The organism is Streptomyces clavifer, from assembly GCF_036345975.1.
Classification (GTDB): Bacteria; Actinomycetota; Actinomycetes; order Streptomycetales; family Streptomycetaceae; genus Streptomyces; species Streptomyces clavifer.
Map to the genome: position 1 here is coordinate 3,749,879 of NZ_CP107793.1, position 22,226 is coordinate 3,772,104.

Consider the following 22,226-nt stretch of genomic DNA (forward strand, 5'->3'; position numbering starts at 1 on the left):
GGGCCTCCAGCACCATGAGCGTTGTCACCAACACCACGACCATCGGCGCGATCGACGCGCCGAGCCGCCGCAACACCGAACTGGCGCTGGTTGTCTTCGCCGTTCTCATCTCGGTGTTCGCGTACGCCAACGTCGGCCTCGCCCTCAACGGCGAACTGCCTGCCGGCATGCTCGGATACGGGCTCGGCCTCGCCCTGCTCGGCGGCATCGCGCACCTCGCCGTACGGAGATTCGCACCGCACGCGGACCCGCTGCTGCTCCCGCTGGCGACCCTGCTGAACGGGCTGGGCCTGGCGCTCATCTGGCGTCTGGACCAATCGGAACGTCTGCTCAGGCTGCCCAGCTTCGCTCCGGCCGCCTCGAAGCAGCTGGTCTTCTCGGCAGTCGGAGTGGCGCTCTTCGTCGGCGTGCTGCTCCTACTCAAGGACCACCGCATCCTCCAGCGCTACACCTACATCTCCATGGTCGTGGCGCTGGTCCTGCTGATCCTCCCCATGTTCTTCCCGGCCCAGTTCGGTGCGAAGATCTGGATCACCATCCCCGGTGTCGGATCTCTCCAGCCCGGAGAGTTCGCCAAGATCATCATTGCTGTGTTCTTCTCCGGCTATCTGATGGTCAAGCGCGACGCACTGGCGCTCGCCAGCCGCCGCTTCATGGGCATGTACCTTCCCCGTGGCCGCGACCTCGGACCGATCCTGGCGATCTGGGCCGTGTCGATCCTCATCCTGGTCTTCGAGACGGACCTCGGTACCTCGCTGCTGTTCTTCGGCATGTTCGTCGTCATGCTGTACGTGGCCACCGAGCGCACCAGCTGGATCGTCTTCGGCCTGGTCATGTCCGCCGTCGGCGCGGTGGGCGTCGCCTCGTTCGAACCGCACGTACAGGACCGTGTGACCGCGTGGCTCGACCCCTTCGCGGGCTGGGGCACCCACCAGGCCAGTGAGCAGATGGCCCAGGTCCTCATGTCGTTCGGCTCCGGAGGCACACTGGGATCCGGACTCGGCCAGGGCAACTCCGACCTCATCCTGTTCGCGGCCAACACCGACTTCATCCTCGCCACCGTCGGCGAGGAGCTCGGCCTCGCGGGCATGATGGCGTTCCTCATGCTGTACGGCCTGATCGTCGAACGCGGTGTCCGCACCGCGCTCGCCGCCCGCGACCCCTTCGGCAAGCTCCTCGCCATCGGTCTCTCCGGCGCCTTCGCCATCCAGGTCTTCGTCGTCGCCGGCGGTGTCATGGGCCTCATCCCGCTGACCGGTATGACCATGCCGTTCCTCGCGGCCGGCGGTTCGTCCGTGATCGCCAACTGGGCCCTGATCGGCATCCTGATCAGAATCAGCGACACCGCCCGTCGTCCCGCTCCGGCCCCCGCGCCCTCCACGGACGCCGAGATGACCCAGGTGGTCCGGCCGTGAACAAGCCGCTCCGTCGGATCGCGATGTTCTGCGGCATCCTGGTCCTGGCCCTGCTGGTGCGCACCAACTACCTGCAGTACGTCCGCGCCGACGAGCTCAACTCCAACGAGCACAACCGCCGGGTCGAGATCGAGCGCTACGCGCACGAGCGCGGCGACATCATCGTCGACGGCGTGCCCGTCACCGGCTCGGTCGAGACCACCGACAGCGACTTCAGGTACAAGCGCGTCTGGAAGAACGGCCCCATGTGGGCTCCCGTCACCGGCTACTCCTCGCAGGCCTTCGACTCCTCCCAGCTGGAGAACATCGAGGACGGCATCCTCACCGGCAACAGCGACCAGCTGTTCTTCGACCGGACACTGTCGATGTTCACCGGCGAGAAGAAGACCGGCGGGAACATCGTCACCACCCTCGACGGCGCCGCGCAGAAGGCCGCCTTCGAAGGGCTGGGGGACAAGAAGGGGGCGGTCGCGGCGATCGACCCGCAGACCGGCGCCGTCCTGGCACTGGCCAGCACCCCCTCGTACGACCCCTCGGTCTTCGCCGGGAACTCGCTCAAGGACTCGGACGCCCGGCAGAAGCTCCTGAACGACAAGGACAAGCCGATGCTGAACCGGGCCCTGCGGGAGACCTACCCGCCCGGCTCGACGTTCAAGGTCGTCACGGCCGCCGCCGCACTGGAGAACGGCCTCTACACCGACATCGACGCGAAGACGGACTCCCCGCTGCCCTGGCGGCTGCCGCAGTCGACCAACCTGCTGCAGAACGAGGGCAGCATCCCGTGCAAGGACGCCTCGCTCCGTGAGGCCCTGCGCTGGTCCTGCAACACCGTCTTCGGCAAGCTGAGCGACGACCTCGGCAACGACAAGATGATCGAGCAGGCCGACAAGTTCGGCTTCAACGAGGAGATCTTCACCCCGGTCCGCGCCGACGCCAGCGTCTACCCCAAGGACAACCGGCCGCAGAACGCCATGGCGGGTATCGGGCAGGCGTCCAACCGGACCACCCCGCTCCAGATGGCCATGGTGGCCGCCGCCATCGCCAACGACGGCAAGCTGATGCAGCCCTACATGGTCGCCCAGCGGCAGGCACCGAACCTGGACGTCATCTACACCCACGAGAAGGAGCAGCTCAGCCGGCCGCTCTCGGGTGAGAACGCCCAGAAGGTGCAGCAGATGATGGAGACCGTCGTCGAGAACGGCACGGGAACCAACGCGCAGATCGACGGCGTCACTGTCGGTGGCAAGACCGGAACCGCGCAGCACGGCCTCAACAACAGCGAGAAGCCGTACGCCTGGTTCATTTCGTACGCCAGGACGGACAGCGGCTCCCCGGTCGCCGTCGCCGTGGTCGTGGAGGACGGCAACGCCAACCGGGACGACATCTCCGGCGGTGGCCTGGCCGCACCGATCGCCAAGAATGTGATGAAGGCGGTACTCGACGGAAAGAAGTGACAACCGTCACAACTTCTGTCCACACCAGCACATTGGGATACCGGTCGGATATCAGCTGACGGGTGCGGGGCGATCACGTCGGGCGCGCCCGGTAGCGTATGCGCGAACAGCGCACCGCCGGACCACACACGGGTGCGGTCGGGACTGACGGAGAGGGCTGGATCAGTTATGGAAGAGCCGCGTCGCCTCGGCGGCCGGTACGAGCTGGGCTCGGTGCTCGGCCGTGGTGGCATGGCCGAGGTCTACCTCGCGCACGACACCCGGCTCGGCCGCACCGTAGCTGTGAAGACGCTGCGGGCCGATCTCGCCCGCGACCCGTCCTTCCAGGCCCGGTTCCGCCGTGAGGCCCAGTCGGCCGCCTCGCTCAACCACCCCGCGATCGTCGCCGTCTACGACACCGGCGAGGACTACGTCGACGGTGTCTCCATCCCCTACATCGTGATGGAGTACGTCGACGGCTCCACGCTCAGAGAGCTGCTGCACTCCGGTCGTAGGCTGCTGCCCGAGCGCATCCTGGAGATGACGGTCGGGATCCTCCAGGCGCTGGAGTACTCGCACCGCGCCCAGATCGTCCACCGCGACATCAAGCCGGCGAACGTCATGCTGACGCGCACCGGGCAGGTCAAGGTCATGGACTTCGGCATCGCCCGCGCGATGGGCGACTCCGGCATGACGATGACTCAGACCGCGGCCGTCATCGGCACCGCCCAGTACCTCTCCCCGGAGCAGGCCAAGGGCGAACAGGTCGACGCACGCTCCGACCTCTACTCCACCGGCTGTCTGCTCTACGAACTGCTCGCGGTCCGGCCTCCGTTCGTCGGGGACTCACCGGTCGCGGTCGCCTACCAGCACGTACGGGAGGAGCCGCAGCCGCCGAGCAACTTCGACCCCGAGATCACGCCCGAGATGGACGCGATCGTGTTGAAGGCGCTGACCAAGGACCCCGACTACCGCTACCAGTCGGCCGACGAGATGCGCGCCGACATCGAGGCCTGCCTCGACGGCCAGCCGGTCGCAGCCACGGCGGCGATGGGTGCGGCGGGCTACGGCGGCTACGACGCCTACGGCAACGACCAGCCCACTACGGCCCTGCGCCCGACGGACCCGGCCAGTGCCCAGACGTCCATGCTGCCCCCGGTCAACCCGGACGACGGCGGGTACGGCTACGACGAGCGGCCGGGCCGCCGGCGCCAGAAGAAGAGCAACACCTCGACGATCCTGCTGATCGTCGCGGGTGTCCTGGTGCTCATCGGTGCGATCCTGATCGGCCGTTCGGTCTTCGGCTCCAACGGCGGTGGCAGCGGTGAGTTCGATGTCCCGAACATGGTCGGCTCCACGGTGGAGCAGGCGCAGGGAGTGGCGGACAACGCCGAGATCGTCCTGAAGGTCGGTCCGAAGGAGCCCTGCGAGGAGCAGGCCGAGAACAAGATCTGCAGCCAGACCCCGGCGGACGGCACGATGAAGGCGGGCGACACGATCACGGTCGTCGTCTCCTCCGGCGCGCCCAAGGTCGAGGTCCCGAACATCCTGGAGAAGTCCGAGGACACGGCCCGCAAGGAGCTCGAGGACAAGGGCTTCACGGTGAAGGTCGCCACCGCCGAGTCCGAGAAGACCCCGGACACCGTCATCAAGCAGGACCCGGGGCCGGGTGAGAAGGCGGAGAGGGACTCCGAGGTCACGATCACGGTGGCCAAGGAAGCCCTGCTGGACCTGCCGGTGCTCAACCGCACCTACGCCGAGGCCGAGGCCCAGCTCAAGGGCATCGGATTCACCAACATCCAGCGCGAGGACGTCGACTCGGAGCAGCCGAAGGACACGGTCGTCGGGCAGACTCCGGCGGGGCCGAGCAAGCAGGCCAAGGACGCCCAGATCGTCCTCAAGGTCTCCAAGGGCCCCGCTCAGCCGGAGCAGGTGGCGGTGCCGGACCTGCAGAACAAGACGCTGGGTGAGGCCAAGGCCGCACTGGCTCAGGCCGGTCTGCAGCTGGGCGACGTCCAGGGTCCCAAGGACGACAACGCGCGGGTGCTCGGCTTCCAGCCGCAGGCGGGCCAGATGGTCGACAAGAACAGCGCGGTGAACGTCCAGACCCTGCCGGGCGGCGGGGACGGCAACATCTTCGGAGGCCCGTCCGGCTTCTCGGACTGACCTCCGTGACACACGACGATGAAGGGCCCCGGTCACCTCAGATGAGGTGACCGGGGCCCTTCTTCGCTCCGGGCCCGCTCCGGCGCGTGCAACGGCGGCCGACCACGGTCGTCACGAACAGCCGGACTCCGCCGGGCGCCCCGTGACCCGGCGGGTCGGCGCGGCTCCACCGGCTTCGTGGCAGGTCGGCGCGGCTCCACCGGCTTCGTGGCAGGTCAGCGCAGCTCCACCGGCTTCGTGCGGTCCCTGTCGACCTTCTCCGTACGGACCAGCTCGCCCCACACGATGTAGCGGTACTTCGACGTGTAGACCGGCGTGCACGTCGTCAGCGTGATGTAGCGGCCGGGCTTCTTCACACCCGACTCCTCAGGAACGGGGGCGATCACGTCGACGTTGAACTTCGACGTCTCGGGGAGCTCGGCGTAGACCTTGTAGACGTACCAGGTGTCCTTGGTCTCGAAGACGACGGCGTCGCCCGTCTTCACCTTGTCGATGTTGTGGAACTTGGCGCCGTGGCCGTCCCGGTGCGCGGCGAGGGTGAAGTTGCCCTGCTCGTCCGAGGGCAGCGCCGATTCCACAGGATCCGTGTAGTAGCCCGCGATGCCGTTGTTGAGGGTCTTGGGGTCCGTGCCCTTCTTGACCAGCACTTCGCCGTTCTCCATGGCGGGCACATGCAGGAAGCCGATGCCGTTCCTGGTGTCGAGCGCACCGGGCCCGCCCGCCCAGCGGTCGCGGACGGAGTTGCCCTGCTTGTCGGCCTCACGGTCGGCGAGCACGTTGGTCCACCACAGCGAGTAGACGACGAAGAGGCCCAGCACCAGACCGCCGGTGATCAGCAGCTCGCCGAAGAGGCTCACGGCCGCCGCGACGGGGTGACGGCTCCGGCGTCGTACCGGCGGGGATGACCCGTCGACGCGCTCTTCGTGCTCGGTCCTCGCTGCCACCGCACCCGCCCCTGTCGTGATGATGTTCAGCCGACGAGCGCGTCGGGCTTCCCCTCGCTGCGCGGCCGTTCGTCGACCATCTTGCCCCACACGATCATTCGGTACGTACTCGTGAATTCGGGCGTACACGTCGTCAGCGTGATGTACCTGCCCGGACCGGTGAAGCCGGACCCCGGCGGCACCGTGCCGATCACCGCGACGTTGGACGGCGACGTCTGCGGAAGGATGCTGGTCATCTCGTAGGTGTAGTAAGCGTCCTGGGTCTCGACCACGATCGGGTCGCCGGGCTTCAGCTTGTTGATGTAGCGGAACGGCTCGCCGTGGGTGTTGCGATGGCCGGCGACCGCGAAGTTCCCCTGCTTCTCGGAGGGCATGGCGGTCTTCAGCTTGCCGTCGGCGTAGTGCCCGATCATGCCGCGGTCGAGGACCTTCTCCTTGTCGATGCCCTCGGCGATCGGTGCGACCACGTCCAGCTTCGGGATGTGCATGATGGCGAAACCCTGGCCGGCCTCGAAGGCACCCGGGGTGCGCTCGCCGCTCGCCCAGTCGTCCTGGATCTTGTGCGTCTCCCGGCCGGCGATCTGGTCGGCACGGACGTTCGTCCACCACAGCTGGTAGGTGACGAACAGGAGCATCAGCACACCGAAGGTGATGAACACTTCACCGACGACCCGGCTGGCGACGACGGCCGGGCTGTCCTTGGCCGCTCGGGCCGCACGCCGGGCCTCCAGCCTGGACATCGGGGCCACGGACTCGGCCGGGGCCACGGACTCGGCCGGGTCCGCCTCCGCCGTACGCGGCGGTTCGACGCGCCGCCTGCCGCGGCCCTTGGCCGCTCGCCGGCGCTCGGCCCGGCCGCCGGTGGGCACGGCTCCGGCGGCCGGGGAGTCCGGCAGCGGGCCGGACGACGGTTCCGGCACCGGAGCATCGAGGCCGGACCCGTGGCCGCCCGTCCGCGACGGGCGCCGCACATCCGCCGTCCGCAGGGCGACGGTCTCGTCGGCCCGGACCTGGGGAGCCGCAGCGGAGGCCCCGAAAGGCACAGGGCCGGAGGCCGAACCGGGCACGGGGCCGGGAGCCGCAGCGGAGGTCCGAAGTGGCACGGGATCGGGTGCCGGAGCAGGGACCCGGAACGATGTGGAACCTGGCGCCGCGGCCGTCGTCGGAGCAGAAACCGGCTGAGGGGCCGGTTCCGGCTCCCGTTGCCCGTACCAGTCCCGCTGGTACCCCTCCGGGTCGTACCACTCCCCAGGGGCCTCCTGGGGCTGCTGAGACCCCTGCTGTGCCGCTCGCGAGGGGTCCGGTCCGGTCGAACCGTCCGCCGGGGCGGTCTCGGGCCGCGGCCACGACGCCGAACGCTGCCCCGGCAAGGGGTCGTTCAGCGGGTCAGCGAGCTTCTCCACCGCCGCCTCGAACGTGCCGTCGGCCTCGTACGCTCCCTGCGCGTACGGGCCGTTCTGCCCGGCACCGGGTTCGGGACGGTGTGCGGTCACGCCGCGGCCTTGCCCACCACTGGGGCGAGCCCCACCGACCTCGCGACGGCCCCCGCGTCACCGCACTGCGCCAGCCAGTTCGCGAGCATCAGGTGGCCGTGCTCCGTGAGCACCGACTCCGGGTGGAACTGCACTCCTTCCACCGCCAGTTCACGGTGTCGCAGCCCCATGATGATCCCGTCGGCGGTCCGCGCGGTGACCTCCAGCTCGGGAGGGACCGTCGCCGGCTCCGCGGCGAGGGAGTGGTAGCGCGTCGCGGTGAACGGGGACGGAAGACCGGCGAACACGCCCTTGCCCTCGTGCAGCACGGGGGAGGTCTTGCCGTGCAGCAGCTCCGGCGCACGGTCCACCACACCGCCGTACGCGACGGCCATCGACTGCATGCCCAGGCAGACGCCGAAGACGGGGACACCGGTCCGCGCGCAGTGGTGCACCATCTCGATGCAGACACCGGCCTGCTCGGGCGTGCCGGGTCCGGGCGACAGCAGGACACCGTCGAAGCCGTCCCCGGCGTGCGCCGTGGTCACCTCGTCGTTGCGCACCACCTCGCACTCGGCGCCGAGCTGGTAGAGGTACTGGACGAGGTTGAAGACAAAGCTGTCGTAGTTGTCGACGACGAGAATGCGCGCGCTCACTGACCGGTCTCCGCTCCGCCGGTTCCTTCGCCGTCCACCGTCACGTCACCGAACGGGAGCAGGGGCTCCGCCCAGGGGAAGACGTACTGGAAGAGCGCGTAGACAGCGGCCAGGACCAGCACGAGCGAGAGAAAGCCCCTCACCCATGTGTTGCCCGGCAGATGCCGCCAGATCCAGCCGTACATGCTGTCGCCTCCGTTCGGTACGGCACCAGACTAAAGGTCCGGGGGTCGGACATGGGTCAGCTGTGGAAAGCCGCGGAACCACCGCGCGTCACCGCTGTGCGGCGGCTGTGGACGAGCGCGGCCCGGATCCCGCCTCCGGCATCGGCCGCAGAGCTATTCCACCGGCTGTGCGTAATGCAGGTCGACCGTGCCCGAGTACCCGGGAAGCGTCACCCGGTCGTCCTCGTCGACCTTCCAGCCCAGCCCGTACGCCTTCACGTACAGCTGGTAGTTCTGGATCGCCGTGGAACGGTTGAGCGCCTGCTTGAGCTCGCCGGGGTCACCCACCGCGGTGACCTTGTACGGCGGGGAGTACACCCGGCCCTGCAGGATCAGCGTGTTGCCGACGCAGCGCACCGCACTCGTGGAGATCAGCCGCTGGTCCATCACCTGGATCCCGCGGGCCCCGCCCTCCCAGAGGGCGTTCACGACGGCCTGCAGATCCTGCTGGTGGATGACCAGGTCATTGGGCTGCGGCTCGGGGTAGCCGGGGTTCGCGGTGGCGTCGGGCGGCGCGTCGTTCAGAGTGACGCTGACGGCCCCACCCGTGAGCTCCGTCGTGCCCGCGGCCTTCTCCAGCGCGTCGAGCTTCGCGTCCTCCGCCCTGGTGCTCCCGTCGTCACGCCGGGCGAGCGCGTCGATGTCCGCGCGCACCGCGGCAGTGGATTCGTCCAGCTCCGCGTTGTTCTCGCTGCGCTGCTGGATGAGGTCGGACAGCTTCAGCAGGGAGGAGTCGGTACGGATGTCCGTACCCTTGGCGGTATTGGCGCTGGTGACGAAGATGAGTCCGGCCAGTGCGAAGACGGCAGCGGTGAGGCTCTGGACCGGCCACCGGGACACATGCCGGGCCGGACCTTGGGGAGAGTCGGCAGAATTGCTCAACGTACCCTTATCTCCTTAGGCGCCACGGAAGCACTACGCTAACGGACGCCCCGGGGAGGCAGCATTCCCCCTTGCGCCCCGGCGCCAGCCACAGATCCCTGCGCGGTCACGCAGCGCATCGACAGGAGAGTCCCTCGTGCCGAAGTCACGTATCCGCAAGAAGGCAGACTTCACGCCTCCGCCGGAGAGGCAGTCCACCAACATAAAGCTGACCAACCGGAGTTGGGTGGCGCCGGTGATGCTGGCGCTCTTCCTCATCGGTCTGGCCTGGATCGTGGTCTTCTATGTGACCGAGGGCGATCTGCCGATCGATGCCCTGGGCAACTGGAACATCGTGGTGGGCTTCGGCTTCATCGCGGGCGGCTTCGGCGTCTCCACGCAGTGGAAGTAGCCCTGCGCTCACTCCTCCCCTGAGTTACCCACAGAGTTATCCACAGACAGGGGAAAAGGTCGGACGATCTGTGGATAACTTCCTTCGCGGTTGACGCCGGTGTGACTGCACACTCTCGCATCGCGCGACAGAATGCCCCTTGTCCTGACTGGAAAAACCCAGTTCAGCGACAAGGGGCACACCTGTTCCCCACGCCATGCACAAGATCCGACACGTTCTGTGGACAACTCAACCCTCGGAGCGCCGCATTCCGCTCAGGCGAGGGCTGCACTCCTGGCGAGAACGATCACGACGACCGTCACCAGGACGAGCGCACAGGCCCCGTACTGTACGAGGTTCCGCCGCTCACGCGGCGCGTGCACCATGGCGATCGCGATCAGGGCACCCGCGACCAGGCCGCCGATGTGTGCCTGCCAGGCGATCGCACCCCACGGGTTGAAGGTGAAGATCAGGTTCACCACGAGGAGCGCGATCAGGGGCCGCATGTCGTAGTTCATCCGGCGCATCAGAACCGCCGTGGCGCCCAGCAGCCCGAAGACGGCGCCGGAAGCACCGAGCGAGCCCTGAGCCGGGTCGGCGATCCAGTACGTGAGGGCGCTGCCCGCCAGCCCCGAGAGCACGTACAGCAGCAGGTAGCGGACCCGCCCCAGCGCGGCTTCCAAAGGCCCGCCGAGCCACCACAGGCCCAGCATGTTGAAGGCGATGTGCCACACCTCCTGGTGCAGGAACATCGACGTCACCAGGCGATACCACTGGCCCTCGGCCACACCTTCGAGGCCGGACGGCTGATTCCCCGTGTAGGCACGGCCGAAGAGCAGAAGATCGTCGATCAGAGGGCGCCCGGCGACCGAGACGGCGATGAACACCGCGAGGTTCAGCCCGATCAGGATCTTGGTCACCAGCCGGGGGTCACTCGCGACGGTGCCGCCCGCCAGGGTGCGCGGCCGGCTCGCCGCCGGATGGTGACCCGTACCGGAGCCCTCCCGGACACAGTCCGGACACTGGAACCCCACCGAGGCGTCGATCATGCAGTCGGTGCAGATCGGGCGATCGCAGCGGACGCAGCGGATCCCCGTCTCCCGGCCCGGATGCCTGTAACACGTGGCCGGACCGTCCGCGGCAGCGGACACGTCACGGTCTTCCGGTGGCTGCTGCTCCATCGGTCAGGGCCCCTTCGGTCCTCGTCCGTGAAGGCGGCGCACCTGCGTCCGCCCCGCTCGCCTGTTATGTAACAGTACGGACGAACGGGGCATTAGGTTCCCGGGAGTCCGGGGCCGACAGGACCCGGTGCCGGCCGCCGGCGGGCCAGGGGCCGACGACGCCCCGGCCGGGGGCCGGTGCATTCCGACGACGCCGAGGTGAGGGCCGACGGTCCCGGCGACGCCGCACAGGGCTCCGGCGGCCTCATGGCGTCGGCACGGACGTCAGCGGGTCTCGATGGCGACCGACTCGATCACCACGTCCTGCAGCGGACGGTGCGTGCGCGGGTTGGTTGCGGCCGCCGCGATGGCGTCCACGACCTTCCGGCCCGCGTCGTCGGCGACCTCACCGAAGATCGTGTGCTTGCCGGTCAGCCACGCCGTGGGTGAAACGGTCAGGAAGAACTGCGAGCCGTTGGTGCGCGGACCCGCGTTGGCCATCGCCAGCAGGTACGGCTTGGTGAAGGCGAGGTCCGGGTGGAACTCGTCGCCGAACTCGTACCCCGGGCCGCCCGTGCCGTTGCCCAGCGGGTCGCCGCCCTGGATCATGAAGCCGCTGATGACGCGGTGGAAGACAGTGCCGTCGTACAGCTTGTCCGTGGACTTCTGGCCGGTCGCCGGGTTGGTCCACTCACGCTCGCCCCGGGCGAGCTCGACGAAGTTCTTGACCGTCTTGGGCGCGTGGTTCGGCAGGAGCCGGATCTCGATGTCGCCCTGGCTGGTCTTCAAGGTGGCGTAAAGCTGCTCGGCCACGGTCTGCCTTCCGTAAGTCTTCGCTGACGACCACCGATCCTCGCACGGAGCACCACCTCCGCCCCCGGTCACCGCCCCAAGAACGGGCGGCACTCACCGTGTTGCCCGCTTTCCTGCATCTTTCCCACACTTCCTGCGGGACAAATGCGGCCAAGCGCGTGGCGCCACGGCGCGTACCGACACGAACCGTGGCATCGTCGTGCGCGCGCCCCCCTTGCACCGCTTTGCCTGAGAATGCCGTTCGTGACCCGGATGCCCGTCCCATCTGGCGCTCAAGACCTCAGCAGGCATGATTTCGAACTGGGTGGATAGGCGGAGTACCTACCCGCCACCAAGGAGGAGGATCCCGTGACCCGCATCGACAGCGTGCGCGCCGCAACCTACTCGGCGAAGGACAGCGCGCAGCACGCCGCGGAAGTGGTGGCGCCCTACGCCGACACGGCCAAGGAACAGGCCGCGCACTACGCGCAGGAGGCTCGGGCACTGCTCGCGCCCAGGGTGTCGAAGGCAGCCGCGCAGGCCCGCGTCCAGTACGGCGCGCATCTCGCGCCCCGCATCGAGCAGGCACGTACCCATGTGCCGCCCAAGGTCGACGAGGCCGCGCACCGCGCTGCCGTCCGCACACGTCAGGCCGCCCGGAGCGCCGCCGACTACACCGTGCCGCGCGTCGAGCACGCGGTGGCGGCTGCCCAGCCCATGGCCGAACAGGCCACCGCCCGCAGCGCCGCCGCGCTGGCCGCACTGCGCGGCCAGGTGACGGCCAAGGAGATCCAGAAGCTCGTCCGCAAGCACGAGCGGCGTGCCAGGGCCGGCCGTGTGGCCAAGGGGGCCCTCGTCCTGGGCGCTCTCGCGGGCGGCGCCTTCGCCGCCTGGAAGTGGTGGGACAAGCAGGCCAACCCCGACTGGCTGGTCGAGCCGCCTGCCCCCACCGAGGTGGCCGACGACCGCGCTCCCCTGACGTCGGTCGACGGCAGCGGTTCGGCCGTGCTCGACCCCGAGGTCCGTGCCAAGCAGGACGAGGACGACGCCGGGGCGGACACGGCGGAAGGCAGCGACCGCGACGAACGCCGCTGAGCGCACCGCGGACAGGAGGGCGCCGGAAGACCACGGTCTTCCGGCGCCCTCCTGTGTCGTGTGCGCCGGGCCCTCGCCCGGCAGCGCACGGTTCGGGGACGATGCTTCGAAGCCCCGCCGTACATGCCGCCCGGTTCGGTGAGGTGGAGCCCGCGTACGACGCGCGACGCCTCGCAGGGGTACGCAGCGGCAGACGCCGCGGATCTGCCCCTGCCCGACAGCACGGTCACGGAGGAGCCCGACGCCTCCGGGCCCGGGCGGGTGCCTCAGGCGGCGGCCAGAATGTCCCGCTCACGGAACGGGCCTGTCCAGCCGCCCGGGGAGGCCGACGGCACCCGGCTGTGCGTCGCCCGCCCGGAGCCGGAGCCGCCCGCCCGCCCGGGCCCGAGCCGCCCGCCGGAGGGAGCACGGGAAGTACCTGAGGGAAGCAGTCCCGGCCCCGGCCGCCCCGGGCACCCTCGCGCCACGCAAAACACCCCTGACCTGCTGAAACACAGGTCAGGGGTGTGGATTGTGGAGCCTAGGAGATTCGAACTCCTGACATCTGCCTTGCAAAGGCAGCGCTCTACCAACTGAGCTAAGGCCCCGGGAAAAACCGACAGTACCGGACACATCCGTGCCGCGGCCTCCGTCGCACAACAGAGTACCGGGTGACCCCCTGAATCTTGCAAAAGGATTGGGACTCCCGGTCCGCAACCGCTCTCCGTAAGATGCACGACGAGGTTCGCAGCAGCGAAGCCGCAGCGAAGGGGAGACGCAATGGACGCAGCGCAGCAAGAGGCGACGGCTAGAGCCCGGGAGCTCCAGCGCAGCTGGTACGGAGAGCCGCTGGGGGCGCTCTTCCGCAGGCTGATCGACGATCTCGGCCTGAACCAGGCCCGGCTCGCCGCGGTGCTCGGGCTGTCCGCGCCCATGCTGTCCCAGCTGATGAGCGGCCAGCGGGCCAAGATCGGCAATCCTGCGGTCGTCCAGCGCGTCCAGGCCCTCCAGGAGCTCGCCGGACAGGTGGCGGACGGCAGTGCCAGCGCGGGAGAGGCCACGGACCGGATGGAAGAGATCAAGAAGTCCCAGGGCGGTTCGGTCCTGACCAGCACCGGCCAGACGTCCGCCACCGGCGGGGCTCCCACGGTCCGGCGCGTGGTCCGCGAGATCCAGTCGCTGCTCCGGTCGGTCTCCGCCGCCGGCGACATCATCGACGCCGCGGACTCCCTCGCCCCGACCCACCCCGAACTGGCAGAGTTTCTCCGGGTGTACGGAGCGGGACGCACCGCGGACGCGGTCGCACACTACGAAGGACACCAGAGCTAGAGAGGTCCCGGGATCCCGGGACGAGGGGCCCTGTCCTGCAGGGCCCTGGCAGTATCCCGTCGGCCGGGGCACGGGCCGAAACCGGAACGGGGAGCGGGCGCAGCGCAATGGGTGAGGTATTCGCTGGTCGGTACGAGCTGATCGATCCGATCGGACGGGGTGGGGTCGGCGCCGTCTGGCGCGCCTGGGACCACCGGCGCCGCAGGTACGTGGCGGCCAAGGTCCTGCAGCAGAGCGACGCGCACACGCTGCTGCGCTTCGTCCGCGAGCAGGCCCTGCGGATCGAGCATCCGCACGTCCTGGCTCCCGCCAGCTGGGCGGCCGACGACGACAAGGTCCTGTTCACGATGGACTTGGTCAGCGGCGGATCGCTGGCCCATGTCATCGGCGACTACGGACCGCTGCCCCCGCGATTCGTCTGCCTCCTGCTGGACCAACTGCTGTCCGGGCTCTCCACGGTGCACGCCGAGGGCGTCGTGCACCGTGACATCAAGCCCGCCAACATCCTGATGGAGGCCACCGGATCGGGCCGTCCGCACCTGCGGCTCTCCGACTTCGGCATCTCGATGCGCAAGGGCGAGCCCCGTCTGACCGAGACCAACTACGTCGTCGGTACGCCCGGTTACTTCGCCCCCGAGCAGATGATGGGCGCGGAACCCGACTTCCCCGCAGACCTGTTCGCCGTCGGTCTCGTCGCGCTCTACCTGCTGCAGGGTCAGAAACCCGATGCCCAGGCGCTCATCGAGTACTTCGCCGCGCACGGCACCCCGGGTGCTCCGCAGGGCGTACCGGAGCCTTTGTGGCAGGTCCTCGCCGGGCTGCTGCAGCCGGACGCGCAGGCCCGCTTCCGGACGGCCACGGGTGCGCGCAAGGCTTTGGCCGCCGCCGTCGAGATGCTGCCGGATCCCGGCCCGGACGAGGAGCCGGTGGAGGTCTTCGACCAGATCGGACCACTGCCCGCCGGATTCGGCCCCGACGGCCCCGTACAGGCCCACCAACCACCCGTACAGGCTTTCGGCGCCGCACATACGCCTCAGCCGCCACAGCAGCCCCTGAGCGCCGGGCAGCAGCCGTACGCCCCGTCGCCACCGCCGCCCTCGTCGATGTCGGAGACGGGCAGCTTCCACCTCGCTCCGCCCCCGCAGCCCGTGCCGCTGCCCCTGGCTCCGCAGGCCGCGGCCCCGGCGCAGACGTCCCCGGCTCACACGGCCCCGCCTTTCGCCGCCGCCTCGCCGGGCCCCGACCAGGCCACCACGGCCGCCGTGGGGCACGGGGCGGCGCCCACCCGCGCCTACACGTCCCAGCACCCGCAGGCGCCCCACCCCGCGGGGGTCGTCACGCCCCCGGCCTCCGCCGCGCACGCGTCGCCCCGTACGCGCCCGGGACCGCCCCCGAAGGTCGCGGTCCCGGTGCTGATCGTGGCTCTGATCTGCTTCGCCGTGGGCATCTGGGCGCTCACCCAGACCTGACCGGCGCGGCCCCGCCGGGCGGGGTCACCAGGTCTGGGGCGGACCGCCGAACGGGGGCGGGCCGCCGGCGCCCGGCGGTACGGGGGCGCTGCCGGCCCGGCGCCTGGCCAGCAGCGTCCACATCCCGAGTCCGAGCACCAGCACGGCTCCCGACCCGATTCCAGCAGCGGCCACCACCTTCATGGTGTCGCTCTTGCCGGCCTCGGGCGCGCTCTGACCGTTCTTGGCCATGTCCCTGTCGGCGTCGGACACCCCGAAGATCCCGGCATCCCCCTGGTAGGGCGTCCGGCCGGCCTCGTCGACGACGTTCACCTTGAGCGTCAGCCCGACAGGCGTGTCCCCGTAGTGCTCCGCGACCTTCGGACTCAGCGTCACCGAGAGGTAGTACCAGCCGGCGAAGCGCATGGCGCCGACGGCCGAGGCCGAGGCGTAGCGGTTCTCGTACGCCACCGGCGGCAGCGGGTCCAGGGCGACGGATGTGGGCTTCCCGGCGTAGGAGAGTGTCGCGTCGTCGACGTGGCCGAGCGCCGGGTTGTCCAGCGACACCGCCAAGGCGTTGCCGAGGAACTCGTCCGACGCGTTGTTGTTGCTGAGCGCGGCCGTCGCGAAGATCCGCTGACCCCAGTCCACCGGAACCCGGTAGAAGCGCGTCCGGCCGGGTGCGATCGTGTCCACCCACTCGCCGGTCTCCAGGCTGGTGGCGTCGTAGTAGCTACTGCCCCCGGTCCGCTTCTGCTTCCCGGAAGGCGGGGCCGGCGAGGCGGAGGGCCAGTTCTCCGGCGCCTCGGTGGGCGGTGCCTCACCTTTCGCGAGAGCCGGTTCCGTCTCGAACCGCAGCTCCAGGTCCCACTCGTCCGCAGCCGACGTGGCCTTGCTCTCCCGCTCGATCAGGACGTTGTAGGCGCCTTCCGCGCGGCACGTGGTGCTGTCCTTCTCCACGGTGCGGTACGCGTACGCGGCGATCGGGCGCGGGAACTCCGCGGACTCGAAGATCGCGTCCTCGGAGCTGCACTGCGAGTCGTTGAGATCCCGGACGCTGACCGTGATGCCGTCCCCGTAGGCGACCTTCCCGTCCTTCCTCGGCACGACCACCGCGGAGACGTACGCGTTGGTCCTGTCGTCGAGATCCAGACGGTAGTAGAGCTTCTGGTCCGCCTTGATCGAGCTCCTGTAGACCGATCCGGGCTTCAGCTCCGACGCGTCGGCATTCGTCTCCGTCCCCTGTACCGCGGTGGCCGCGGGGTCGAAGGTGTAGGCCCCCGGGCCGTCGGCCGCGTGCGCCTGTCCCGGCAGCACCGCCACCGCGCACATCGCCGCGAGCGACGCCAGCGCCACCCGGCCCCTGTTGCGCTGCCTGTTCACGCGCTTCCCCTCGTCGTCTGCGTGCCGCCCCTGCGACGGCTGCGTACGCACACGAGCCCCGCGATCAAGGCGGCCACTGCTCCCGCTCCGACAGCGGTCGCGATGCCGGACCATCCTGCCCCGCGCATACCGCTGCTGTCTGCGGCCACAGCCGAACCACGGCTATTGCCCTGCTTCGCACCATGGGTGTTCCACTTCAGGGCGGAGGCTCCGTGCCGGACCCCCGCAGAGGCGTCCCGGAGGGCGGCCACCCGCAGCACCACGCCGATCTGCGGGTTCTCGGCGATCCCGGCCACCCTCGCCCTCAGGGTCACCGCGATGCGGCGGCCCTCACGTGTGTGCCGGACGGACCGCGGAGCCCGATGGCGTGGCAGTCGGTCCGAGCAACGGGCCCCATCCGATCGGGAGGGCCGCGAGCCGACCGTCATAGGTCGCGTCCGGGCTGAACCCGCCGCCGTCGACCGGGAACCGGACGGGGGCGGTGAGGTGTGCCGACCGTACGGGCGGGTGGAGGGAGCGCCCCGCACCGTGGGCTCGTCGGTGAACTCCGCCGCGTAGCGGACCTGCTGCCCCCGCCACCGCCAGGCCGGGACCTCGCACCAGAGGGGCAGCTTCCCGCGGGTCATGGGCCCCGTCGTCGCACCACGGCGACGCATCGCCGCCCTCGTCCGCGCCCTCGCCGAAGCCCTCTCATTCCAGCCACTTCGCTCACGCAACCCAGTGATTTGCTTGGGCGAACTCACGGGTGCAGCCGTCACGGTCCCGCAACAGCGCTCCGGACAACGAAAAGCCCCGGCCGCTCAGCGGCCGGGGCTCATAACAGACTGTTCCGTCTCACACACCCGAACCTGCGGGCACGGAGTCGGTCGCCTCCGTCCACAGATCCTGCTCGGCGCGATCCGCCTGGATCTGGCGGTACACGAGGAGCCCGCCGATGGCGGCCAGTGCGACCAGGAGAAGCTTCTTCACCGCGCGACCTCGTCTTTCCTTGGCGTAAGGGACTTCTGCCGCCCGACTATACACACCGACCGATACCGATCGGTGACCTCCCCGGGGCCTCCCCGGGGCCTCGCGCTGCCCCTCGCCGGTGCCGCCCTCCACCCCGGATCAGCTCGTCCTGGCCGGTTGAACCATAAGAGTGGTGTTCATCGGAAGATCGCCGCAGCGGGGGCGTCGGTCCCGGATTCCGCCGGTCATCTCCACATAGTCGGAAAGGTAAGCAAACAGGACCACCTGAAAGCGAGGGGCCATGAGCACCTGCAGGATCAAGAGCGTCTGGACCGCCTTCATCACCGCCTTCTTCGCACTTCTCGCGTCGCTGGGCCTCGTCACCGCCCAGGCCACGGCGGCGGAGCCGGCGACCACGCCCCAGGATCACATGGGCGCGACCGCGGCAACCGCAACCACTCCCTCGGTGCGATGGGCCCTTCCGCGTGACAGCGCGCTCCCACCCACGATGAAGCAGCGCATCCACGCCGAGGCCCACGGCTCCTCGCCGACCGCCCGGCAGCTGTCCGCCGACACGACCGAAACCGCGACTGCATCCGCGACCGCGACGAACAGCACCCGCTCCACCCACGACGGCACCCCGGCCGGGGACTCGTCCCCGCTGCCGCCCTGAACACCCCGAGAGCACCTCGGCCGACGTGCAGGCCCCTGGTCCGGTTCACACCGGCGGGGGCCTTTTCCATGCCCGGCACCGCCCCCTGAGCCACCCTCGGGGCAGCATGGGGGCACGCACGCCGGACAAGCGGCACAGTCCTGTCCCGGACATGGGCCGGGGCCAGGACGGGCAAGGACGTCACACGAACCCGCAGCCCTTGGTCCGGCCCCGAGCGTCCCCACGGGAGTCCCCCGTGGACAGCCCCGGTCCGCACGGACCGAGCGGCTTCGCCCGGGTCGGGGAGGCCGTGCCCGTACTCACCGGGCCTCCGGAGGACTCACTCAGCGGCTGATGTCGGCCGAGTACGCCGAAGACCCCCAGCCATGATCGACTGGGGGTCTTCTCGCAAGTGGGGCTAACAGGATTTGAACCTGTGGCCTCATCCTTATCAGGGATGCGCTCTAACCAACTGAGCTATAGCCCCGCCGCGCTGCTGCGCTGACTTCTGAAGATTAGCGCACGTCGGGGCCAGTCCCAAAATCGATACCTGGTGTCCTACTCGTCCTCGGCCAGAGTGAGCTCGACGCCACCCACGAAGCCGGCCGACAAGTTGTAGATGAACGCGCCCAGCGTGGCCAGCGCGGTGGCCAGCACCACATCGATCACCGCGATGACCGACGTGAAGATGAGGACGCGCGGCAGCGACAGGAACGACTGCAGATCGAAGCCGTTGCTCTCGTTCGAGCCGGTGGCCTCGCTGATCGTGCCGCCGACGGTGTCGAAGACACCCATCGCGTCCATCACCATCCACAGAACGGCGGACGCCACGACCGTGCAGATGCCGAGCGCGATGGACAGCAGGAAGCTGACCTTCATCACCGACCACGGATCAGCCTTCGCCACCCGCAGCCGCGCCTTACGGGTACGCGGAGTGGTCCGCGCCCCCGTCCGGGGCAACCGGGTCGCCTGTACGCCGCCCACGCCCTGTGCTCCGCCCTGTGTGCCGCCACCCTGCGTACCGCCCGCGGGGGACGGATACGCCTGAGGCGGGTGGTAGGGCCCCGCCTTGCCCGTTGCAGGCTCCCGCTCACCGGGCAACGGCCCGGTCGCGTACCCCTCGTACTGGGGCTGAGGTCCCCGAGTGTCCGTCACAGTGCCCCCTTGGGAGTCCGTGGCAGAGCCACGGGCACCGTTCGCTCCAGCTCCGGAAGCGGCCGAATCGGCGCCCTTGGCTCCACTCACGCTCTACTCCTCGTGCTCCCCGGCCGAGGGCTCCGTGCCCTCGACTGCGCCCTCGACCACGCTCGTGGCTTGGGCCTCGACCGTGCTGCCTTCGGCCTCGTCGGTCCCGTCGACCTCTTCGGCCTCGCGACCGGCCTCGGCGTTGCGCGCGATGCCGACGACGGCATCCCGCTTGCCCAGATTGATCAGTTGGACGCCCATGGTGTCACGGCCCGTCTCCCTGACTTCATTGACTCGCGTACGAATCACACCACCGCCGAGCGTGATGGCGAGGATCTCGTCCGTCTCCTCCACCACCAGCGCGCCGACGAGTGTTCCCCGGTCCTCCACGATCTTCGCGGCCTTGATGCCCAGACCGCCACGACCCTGGACGCGGTACTCGTCGACAACGGTCCGCTTCGCGTAACCGCCGTCGGTGGCAGTGAACACGAACGTACCGGGGCGGACAACATTCATCGAGAGCAGCTCGTCGCCCTCGCGGAAACTCATGCCCTTCACGCCCGAAGTCGCACGGCCCATCGGGCGCAGCGCGTCGTCCGTCGCGGTGAACCTGATCGACTGGGCCTTCCTGCTGATGAGCAGCAGGTCGTCCTCCGCCGACACGAGCTCCGCACCGATCAGCTCGTCGTCCGCGCCGCTCTCCGTCTCCCGGAGGTTGATCGCGATGACACCACCGGAGCGCGGCGAGTCGTAGTCCTTCAGCGATGTCTTCTTCACCAGGCCGCCCTTGGTGGCGAGGATCAGGTAGGGAGCCGCCTCGTAGTCACGGATCGCCAGGATCTGCGCGATCTGCTCGTCGGGCTGGAACGCCAGCAGGTTCGCCACGTGCTGACCACGGGCATCCCGGCCGGCATCCGGCAGCTCGTACGCCTTCGCCCGGTACACCCGGCCCTTGTTCGTGAAGAACAGCAGCCAGTGGTGCGTCGTGGACACGAAGAAGTGGTCGACGATGTCGTCTTCCTTGAGCTTCGTACCGCGTACGCCCTTGCCGCCGCGCTTCTGCGAGCGGTAGTCGTCCGTCTTCGTGCGCTTCACATAGCCGCCGCGGGAGATCGTGACGACGATGTCCTCCTCGGCGATCAGGTCCTCGATGGACATGTCGCCGTCGAAGGGCACCAGCTTCGAACGCCGGTCGTCACCGAACTTGTCGACGATCGCCGCCAGCTCCTCGCTGACGATCTGCCGCTGCCGCTCGGGCGACACCAGGATCGCGTTGTACTCGTTGATCTTCGCCTGCAGCTCGTCGTGCTCGGCGGTGATCTTCTGGTGCTCCAGTGCGGCCAGCCGGCGCAGCTGCATCTCCAGGATCGCGTTCGCCTGGATCTCGTCGATCTCCAGGAGGCCCATCAGGCCCTCGCGTGCGATCTCCACGGTGTTGCTGCGGCGGATGAGTGCGATGACCTCGTCGATCGCGTCCAGGGCCTTGAGCAGGCCGCGCAGGATGTGCGCCCGCTCCTCGGCCTTGCGCAGCCGGAACTTCGTGCGCCGGACGATGACCTCGATCTGGTGGGTCACCCAGTGCCGGATGAACGCGTCGATCGACAGCGTGCGCGGCACCCCGTCGACGAGCGCCAGCATGTTCGCGCCGAAGTTCGTCTGCAGGTCGGTGTGCTTGTAGAGGTTGTTCAGCACGACCTTGGCGACCGCGTCACGCTTCAGCACGACGACCAGGCGCTGCCCCGTACGCGAGGACGTCTCGTCCCGGACGTCCGCGATCCCACCGACCTTGCCGTCCTTCACCAGGTCGGCGATCTTCTGCGCGAGGTTGTCGGGGTTGGTCTGGTACGGGAGCTCCGTGACCACCAGGCACTGACGGCCCTGGATCTCCTCCACCGCCACGACCGCGCGCATCGTGATGGAGCCACGGCCCGTGCGGTACGCCTCCTCGATGCCCTTGCGGCCCACGACAAGTGCGCCCGTCGGGAAGTCCGGGCCCTTGATGCGTTCGAGCAGGGCGTCCAGGAGCTCCTCGTGCGAAGCCTCCGGGTGCTCCAGGTACCACTGCGCACCGGCCGCGACCTCGCGGAGGTTGTGCGGCGGGATGTTGGTGGCCATACCGACGGCGATACCCGCGGAACCGTTGATCAGCAGGTTCGGGAAGCGCGCCGGGAGAACCACCGGTTCCTGGTTGCGGCCGTCGTAGTTGTCCTTGAAATCGACGGTCTCCTCGTCGATGTCACGGACCATCTCCATGGACAGCGGCATCATCTTGCACTCGGTGTACCGCATCGCCGCGGCCGGGTCGTTGCCCGGGGAACCGAAGTTGCCGTTGGAGTCCACCAGCGGCATGCGCATCGACCAGTGCTGCGCCAGTCGCACCAGCGCGTCATAGATCGAGGAGTCGCCGTGCGGGTGGTAGGTACCCATGACGTCACCGACGACGCGGGCGCACTTGTAGAAGCCCTTCTCGGGCCGGTAGCCGCCGTCGTACATCGCGTACAGCACCCGGCGGTGGACGGGCTTCAGGCCGTCCCTCACGTCGGGCAGGGCACGCGACACGATGACGGACATCGCGTAGTCGAGGTAGGAGCGCTGCATCTCCGTCTCGAGCCCCACGGGCTCGACACGCATGCCCACGCCCGCGGCTGCGGGCACCTCTTCAGGGGTCACAGGGGTGTTCTCGTCGGCCATTG

At 69.2% G+C, this 22,226-nt stretch carries 19 protein-coding genes and 2 tRNA genes; 8 read left to right on the forward strand and 13 right to left on the reverse strand.

All coding sequences use genetic code 11. The annotated features are described in order from the left end of the window. Positions 1–14 precede the first annotated feature (14 nt). The 3 genes from OG927_RS16145 to pknB all read left to right on the forward strand — a co-directional run bounded on the left by OG927_RS16145 (position 15) and on the right by pknB (position 5,014). Positions 15–1,415, forward strand: coding sequence for an FtsW/RodA/SpoVE family cell cycle protein (locus OG927_RS16145; protein ID WP_056793187.1), 1,401 nt, complete (start codon positions 15–17; stop codon positions 1,413–1,415). Continuing rightward, positions 1,412–2,869, forward strand: coding sequence for a peptidoglycan D,D-transpeptidase FtsI family protein (locus OG927_RS16150; protein ID WP_056793186.1), 1,458 nt, complete (start codon positions 1,412–1,414; stop codon positions 2,867–2,869). Before OG927_RS16145 ends, OG927_RS16150 begins: the two co-directional genes overlap by 4 nt. Positions 2,870–3,037: 168 nt before the next feature. Then, the gene (pknB, locus tag OG927_RS16155; protein WP_056793185.1) at positions 3,038–5,014 is read left to right on the forward strand and encodes a Stk1 family PASTA domain-containing Ser/Thr kinase; all 1,977 of its coding nucleotides are present in this window, start codon (positions 3,038–3,040) and stop codon (positions 5,012–5,014) included. 215 nt (positions 5,015–5,229) lie between these two features. On the opposite strand, the gene OG927_RS16160 is transcribed toward pknB, so the two are convergent. The 5 genes from OG927_RS16160 to OG927_RS16180 all read right to left on the reverse strand — a co-directional run bounded on the left by OG927_RS16160 (position 5,230) and on the right by OG927_RS16180 (position 9,192). Beyond that, positions 5,230–5,958 carry a class E sortase gene (locus OG927_RS16160; protein ID WP_124281874.1) on the reverse strand — a complete coding sequence of 243 codons (729 nt, stop codon included), beginning with the start codon at positions 5,956–5,958 and terminating at the stop codon, positions 5,230–5,232. Positions 5,959–5,984: 26 nt separating this feature from the next. Next, the gene (locus OG927_RS16165; protein WP_209470170.1) at positions 5,985–7,451 is read right to left on the reverse strand and encodes a class E sortase; all 1,467 of its coding nucleotides are present in this window, start codon (positions 7,449–7,451) and stop codon (positions 5,985–5,987) included. Continuing rightward, positions 7,448–8,086, reverse strand: coding sequence for an aminodeoxychorismate/anthranilate synthase component II (locus tag OG927_RS16170; RefSeq protein WP_056793182.1), 639 nt, complete (start codon positions 8,084–8,086; stop codon positions 7,448–7,450). The genes OG927_RS16165 and OG927_RS16170 overlap by 4 nt, the downstream gene beginning before the upstream one ends. Further along, on the reverse strand, positions 8,083–8,271 hold the full coding sequence (locus OG927_RS16175) for a hypothetical protein (protein WP_056793181.1): 189 nt from the start codon (positions 8,269–8,271) through the stop codon (positions 8,083–8,085). The genes OG927_RS16170 and OG927_RS16175 overlap by 4 nt, the downstream gene beginning before the upstream one ends. Before the next feature lie 153 nt (positions 8,272–8,424). Next, a complete protein-coding gene (locus OG927_RS16180; protein WP_063887937.1) occupies positions 8,425–9,192 on the reverse strand; it encodes a DUF881 domain-containing protein in 768 nt (255 codons plus the stop codon). A 136-nt stretch (positions 9,193–9,328) separates the two neighbouring features. On the opposite strand from OG927_RS16180, the gene crgA reads away from it, so the two are divergent. Continuing rightward, the gene (crgA, locus tag OG927_RS16185; protein WP_056793179.1) at positions 9,329–9,583 is read left to right on the forward strand and encodes a cell division protein CrgA; all 255 of its coding nucleotides are present in this window, start codon (positions 9,329–9,331) and stop codon (positions 9,581–9,583) included. Positions 9,584–9,837: 254 nt separating this feature from the next. Here the strand turns inward: crgA and OG927_RS16190 are convergent, their stop codons facing one another. Then, complete coding sequence (locus OG927_RS16190) at positions 9,838–10,743, reverse strand: rhomboid family intramembrane serine protease (RefSeq protein WP_056793178.1); 906 nt, start codon at positions 10,741–10,743, stop codon at positions 9,838–9,840. Positions 10,744–11,007: 264 nt separating this feature from the next. Beyond that, positions 11,008–11,535, reverse strand: a complete 528-nt coding sequence (locus OG927_RS16195) for a peptidylprolyl isomerase (RefSeq protein ID WP_056793177.1) — start codon at positions 11,533–11,535, stop codon at positions 11,008–11,010. Positions 11,536–11,883: 348 nt separating this feature from the next. Between OG927_RS16195 and OG927_RS16200 the strand changes: the two genes are divergently transcribed. Next, positions 11,884–12,609, forward strand: coding sequence for a DUF5324 family protein (locus OG927_RS16200; RefSeq protein WP_056793176.1), 726 nt, complete (start codon positions 11,884–11,886; stop codon positions 12,607–12,609). 514 nt (positions 12,610–13,123) lie between these two features. Here the strand turns inward: OG927_RS16200 and OG927_RS16205 are convergent. After that, positions 13,124–13,196 (reverse strand) — tRNA-Ala (locus OG927_RS16205). Positions 13,197–13,368: 172 nt separating this feature from the next. On the opposite strand from OG927_RS16205, the gene OG927_RS16210 reads away from it, so the two are divergent. Together OG927_RS16210 and OG927_RS16215 are read left to right on the forward strand one after the other, a co-directional pair. After that, positions 13,369–13,917 carry a helix-turn-helix domain-containing protein gene (locus OG927_RS16210; protein ID WP_056793175.1) on the forward strand — a complete coding sequence of 183 codons (549 nt, stop codon included), beginning with the start codon at positions 13,369–13,371 and terminating at the stop codon, positions 13,915–13,917. 107 nt (positions 13,918–14,024) lie between these two features. Then, positions 14,025–15,386, forward strand: coding sequence for a serine/threonine protein kinase (locus OG927_RS16215; RefSeq protein ID WP_056793174.1), 1,362 nt, complete (start codon positions 14,025–14,027; stop codon positions 15,384–15,386). A gap of 24 nt (positions 15,387–15,410) precedes the next feature. Here the strand turns inward: OG927_RS16215 and OG927_RS16220 are convergent, their stop codons facing one another. Beyond that, complete coding sequence (locus OG927_RS16220) at positions 15,411–16,748, reverse strand: hypothetical protein (protein WP_330320363.1); 1,338 nt, start codon at positions 16,746–16,748, stop codon at positions 15,411–15,413. Between the two features lie 834 nt (positions 16,749–17,582). Then, on the reverse strand, positions 17,583–17,717 hold the full coding sequence (locus OG927_RS16225) for a DLW-39 family protein (protein WP_003958712.1): 135 nt from the start codon (positions 17,715–17,717) through the stop codon (positions 17,583–17,585). A gap of 280 nt (positions 17,718–17,997) precedes the next feature. Between OG927_RS16225 and OG927_RS16230 the strand changes: the two genes are divergently transcribed. Then, complete coding sequence (locus OG927_RS16230; protein ID WP_330320364.1) at positions 17,998–18,369, forward strand: DUF6344 domain-containing protein; 372 nt, start codon at positions 17,998–18,000, stop codon at positions 18,367–18,369. Between the two features lie 392 nt (positions 18,370–18,761). Here the strand turns inward: OG927_RS16230 and OG927_RS16235 are convergent. The 3 genes from OG927_RS16235 to gyrA all read right to left on the reverse strand — a co-directional run bounded on the left by OG927_RS16235 (position 18,762) and on the right by gyrA (position 22,224). Next, positions 18,762–18,835: transfer RNA gene (locus tag OG927_RS16235), tRNA-Ile, on the reverse strand. A gap of 71 nt (positions 18,836–18,906) precedes the next feature. Beyond that, positions 18,907–19,503, reverse strand: a complete 597-nt coding sequence (locus tag OG927_RS16240) for a DUF3566 domain-containing protein (RefSeq protein ID WP_056793171.1) — start codon at positions 19,501–19,503, stop codon at positions 18,907–18,909. A 93-nt stretch (positions 19,504–19,596) separates the two neighbouring features. After that, positions 19,597–22,224 carry a DNA gyrase subunit A gene (gyrA, locus tag OG927_RS16245; RefSeq protein ID WP_056793170.1) on the reverse strand — a complete coding sequence of 876 codons (2,628 nt, stop codon included), beginning with the start codon at positions 22,222–22,224 and terminating at the stop codon, positions 19,597–19,599. Between the last annotated feature and the right edge of the window lie 2 nt (positions 22,225–22,226).

Bases quoted from the DNA above. Each gene is read 5' to 3' on its own strand.
- OG927_RS16145 (WP_056793187.1), top strand. From the start codon at position 15: ATGAGCGTTGTCACCAACACCACGACCATCGGCGCGATCGACGCGCCG.
- pknB (WP_056793185.1), top strand. From the start codon at position 3,038: ATGGAAGAGCCGCGTCGCCTCGGCGGCCGGTACGAGCTGGGCTCGGTG.
- OG927_RS16175 (WP_056793181.1), bottom strand. From the start codon at position 8,271: ATGTACGGCTGGATCTGGCGGCATCTGCCGGGCAACACATGGGTGAGG.
- OG927_RS16190 (WP_056793178.1), bottom strand. From the start codon at position 10,743: ATGGAGCAGCAGCCACCGGAAGACCGTGACGTGTCCGCTGCCGCGGAC.
- OG927_RS16210 (WP_056793175.1), top strand. From the start codon at position 13,369: ATGGACGCAGCGCAGCAAGAGGCGACGGCTAGAGCCCGGGAGCTCCAG.
- OG927_RS16215 (WP_056793174.1), top strand. From the start codon at position 14,025: ATGGGTGAGGTATTCGCTGGTCGGTACGAGCTGATCGATCCGATCGGA.
- OG927_RS16230 (WP_330320364.1), top strand. From the start codon at position 17,998: ATGAGCACCTGCAGGATCAAGAGCGTCTGGACCGCCTTCATCACCGCC.
- gyrA (WP_056793170.1), bottom strand. From the start codon at position 22,224: ATGGCCGACGAGAACACCCCTGTGACCCCTGAAGAGGTGCCCGCAGCC.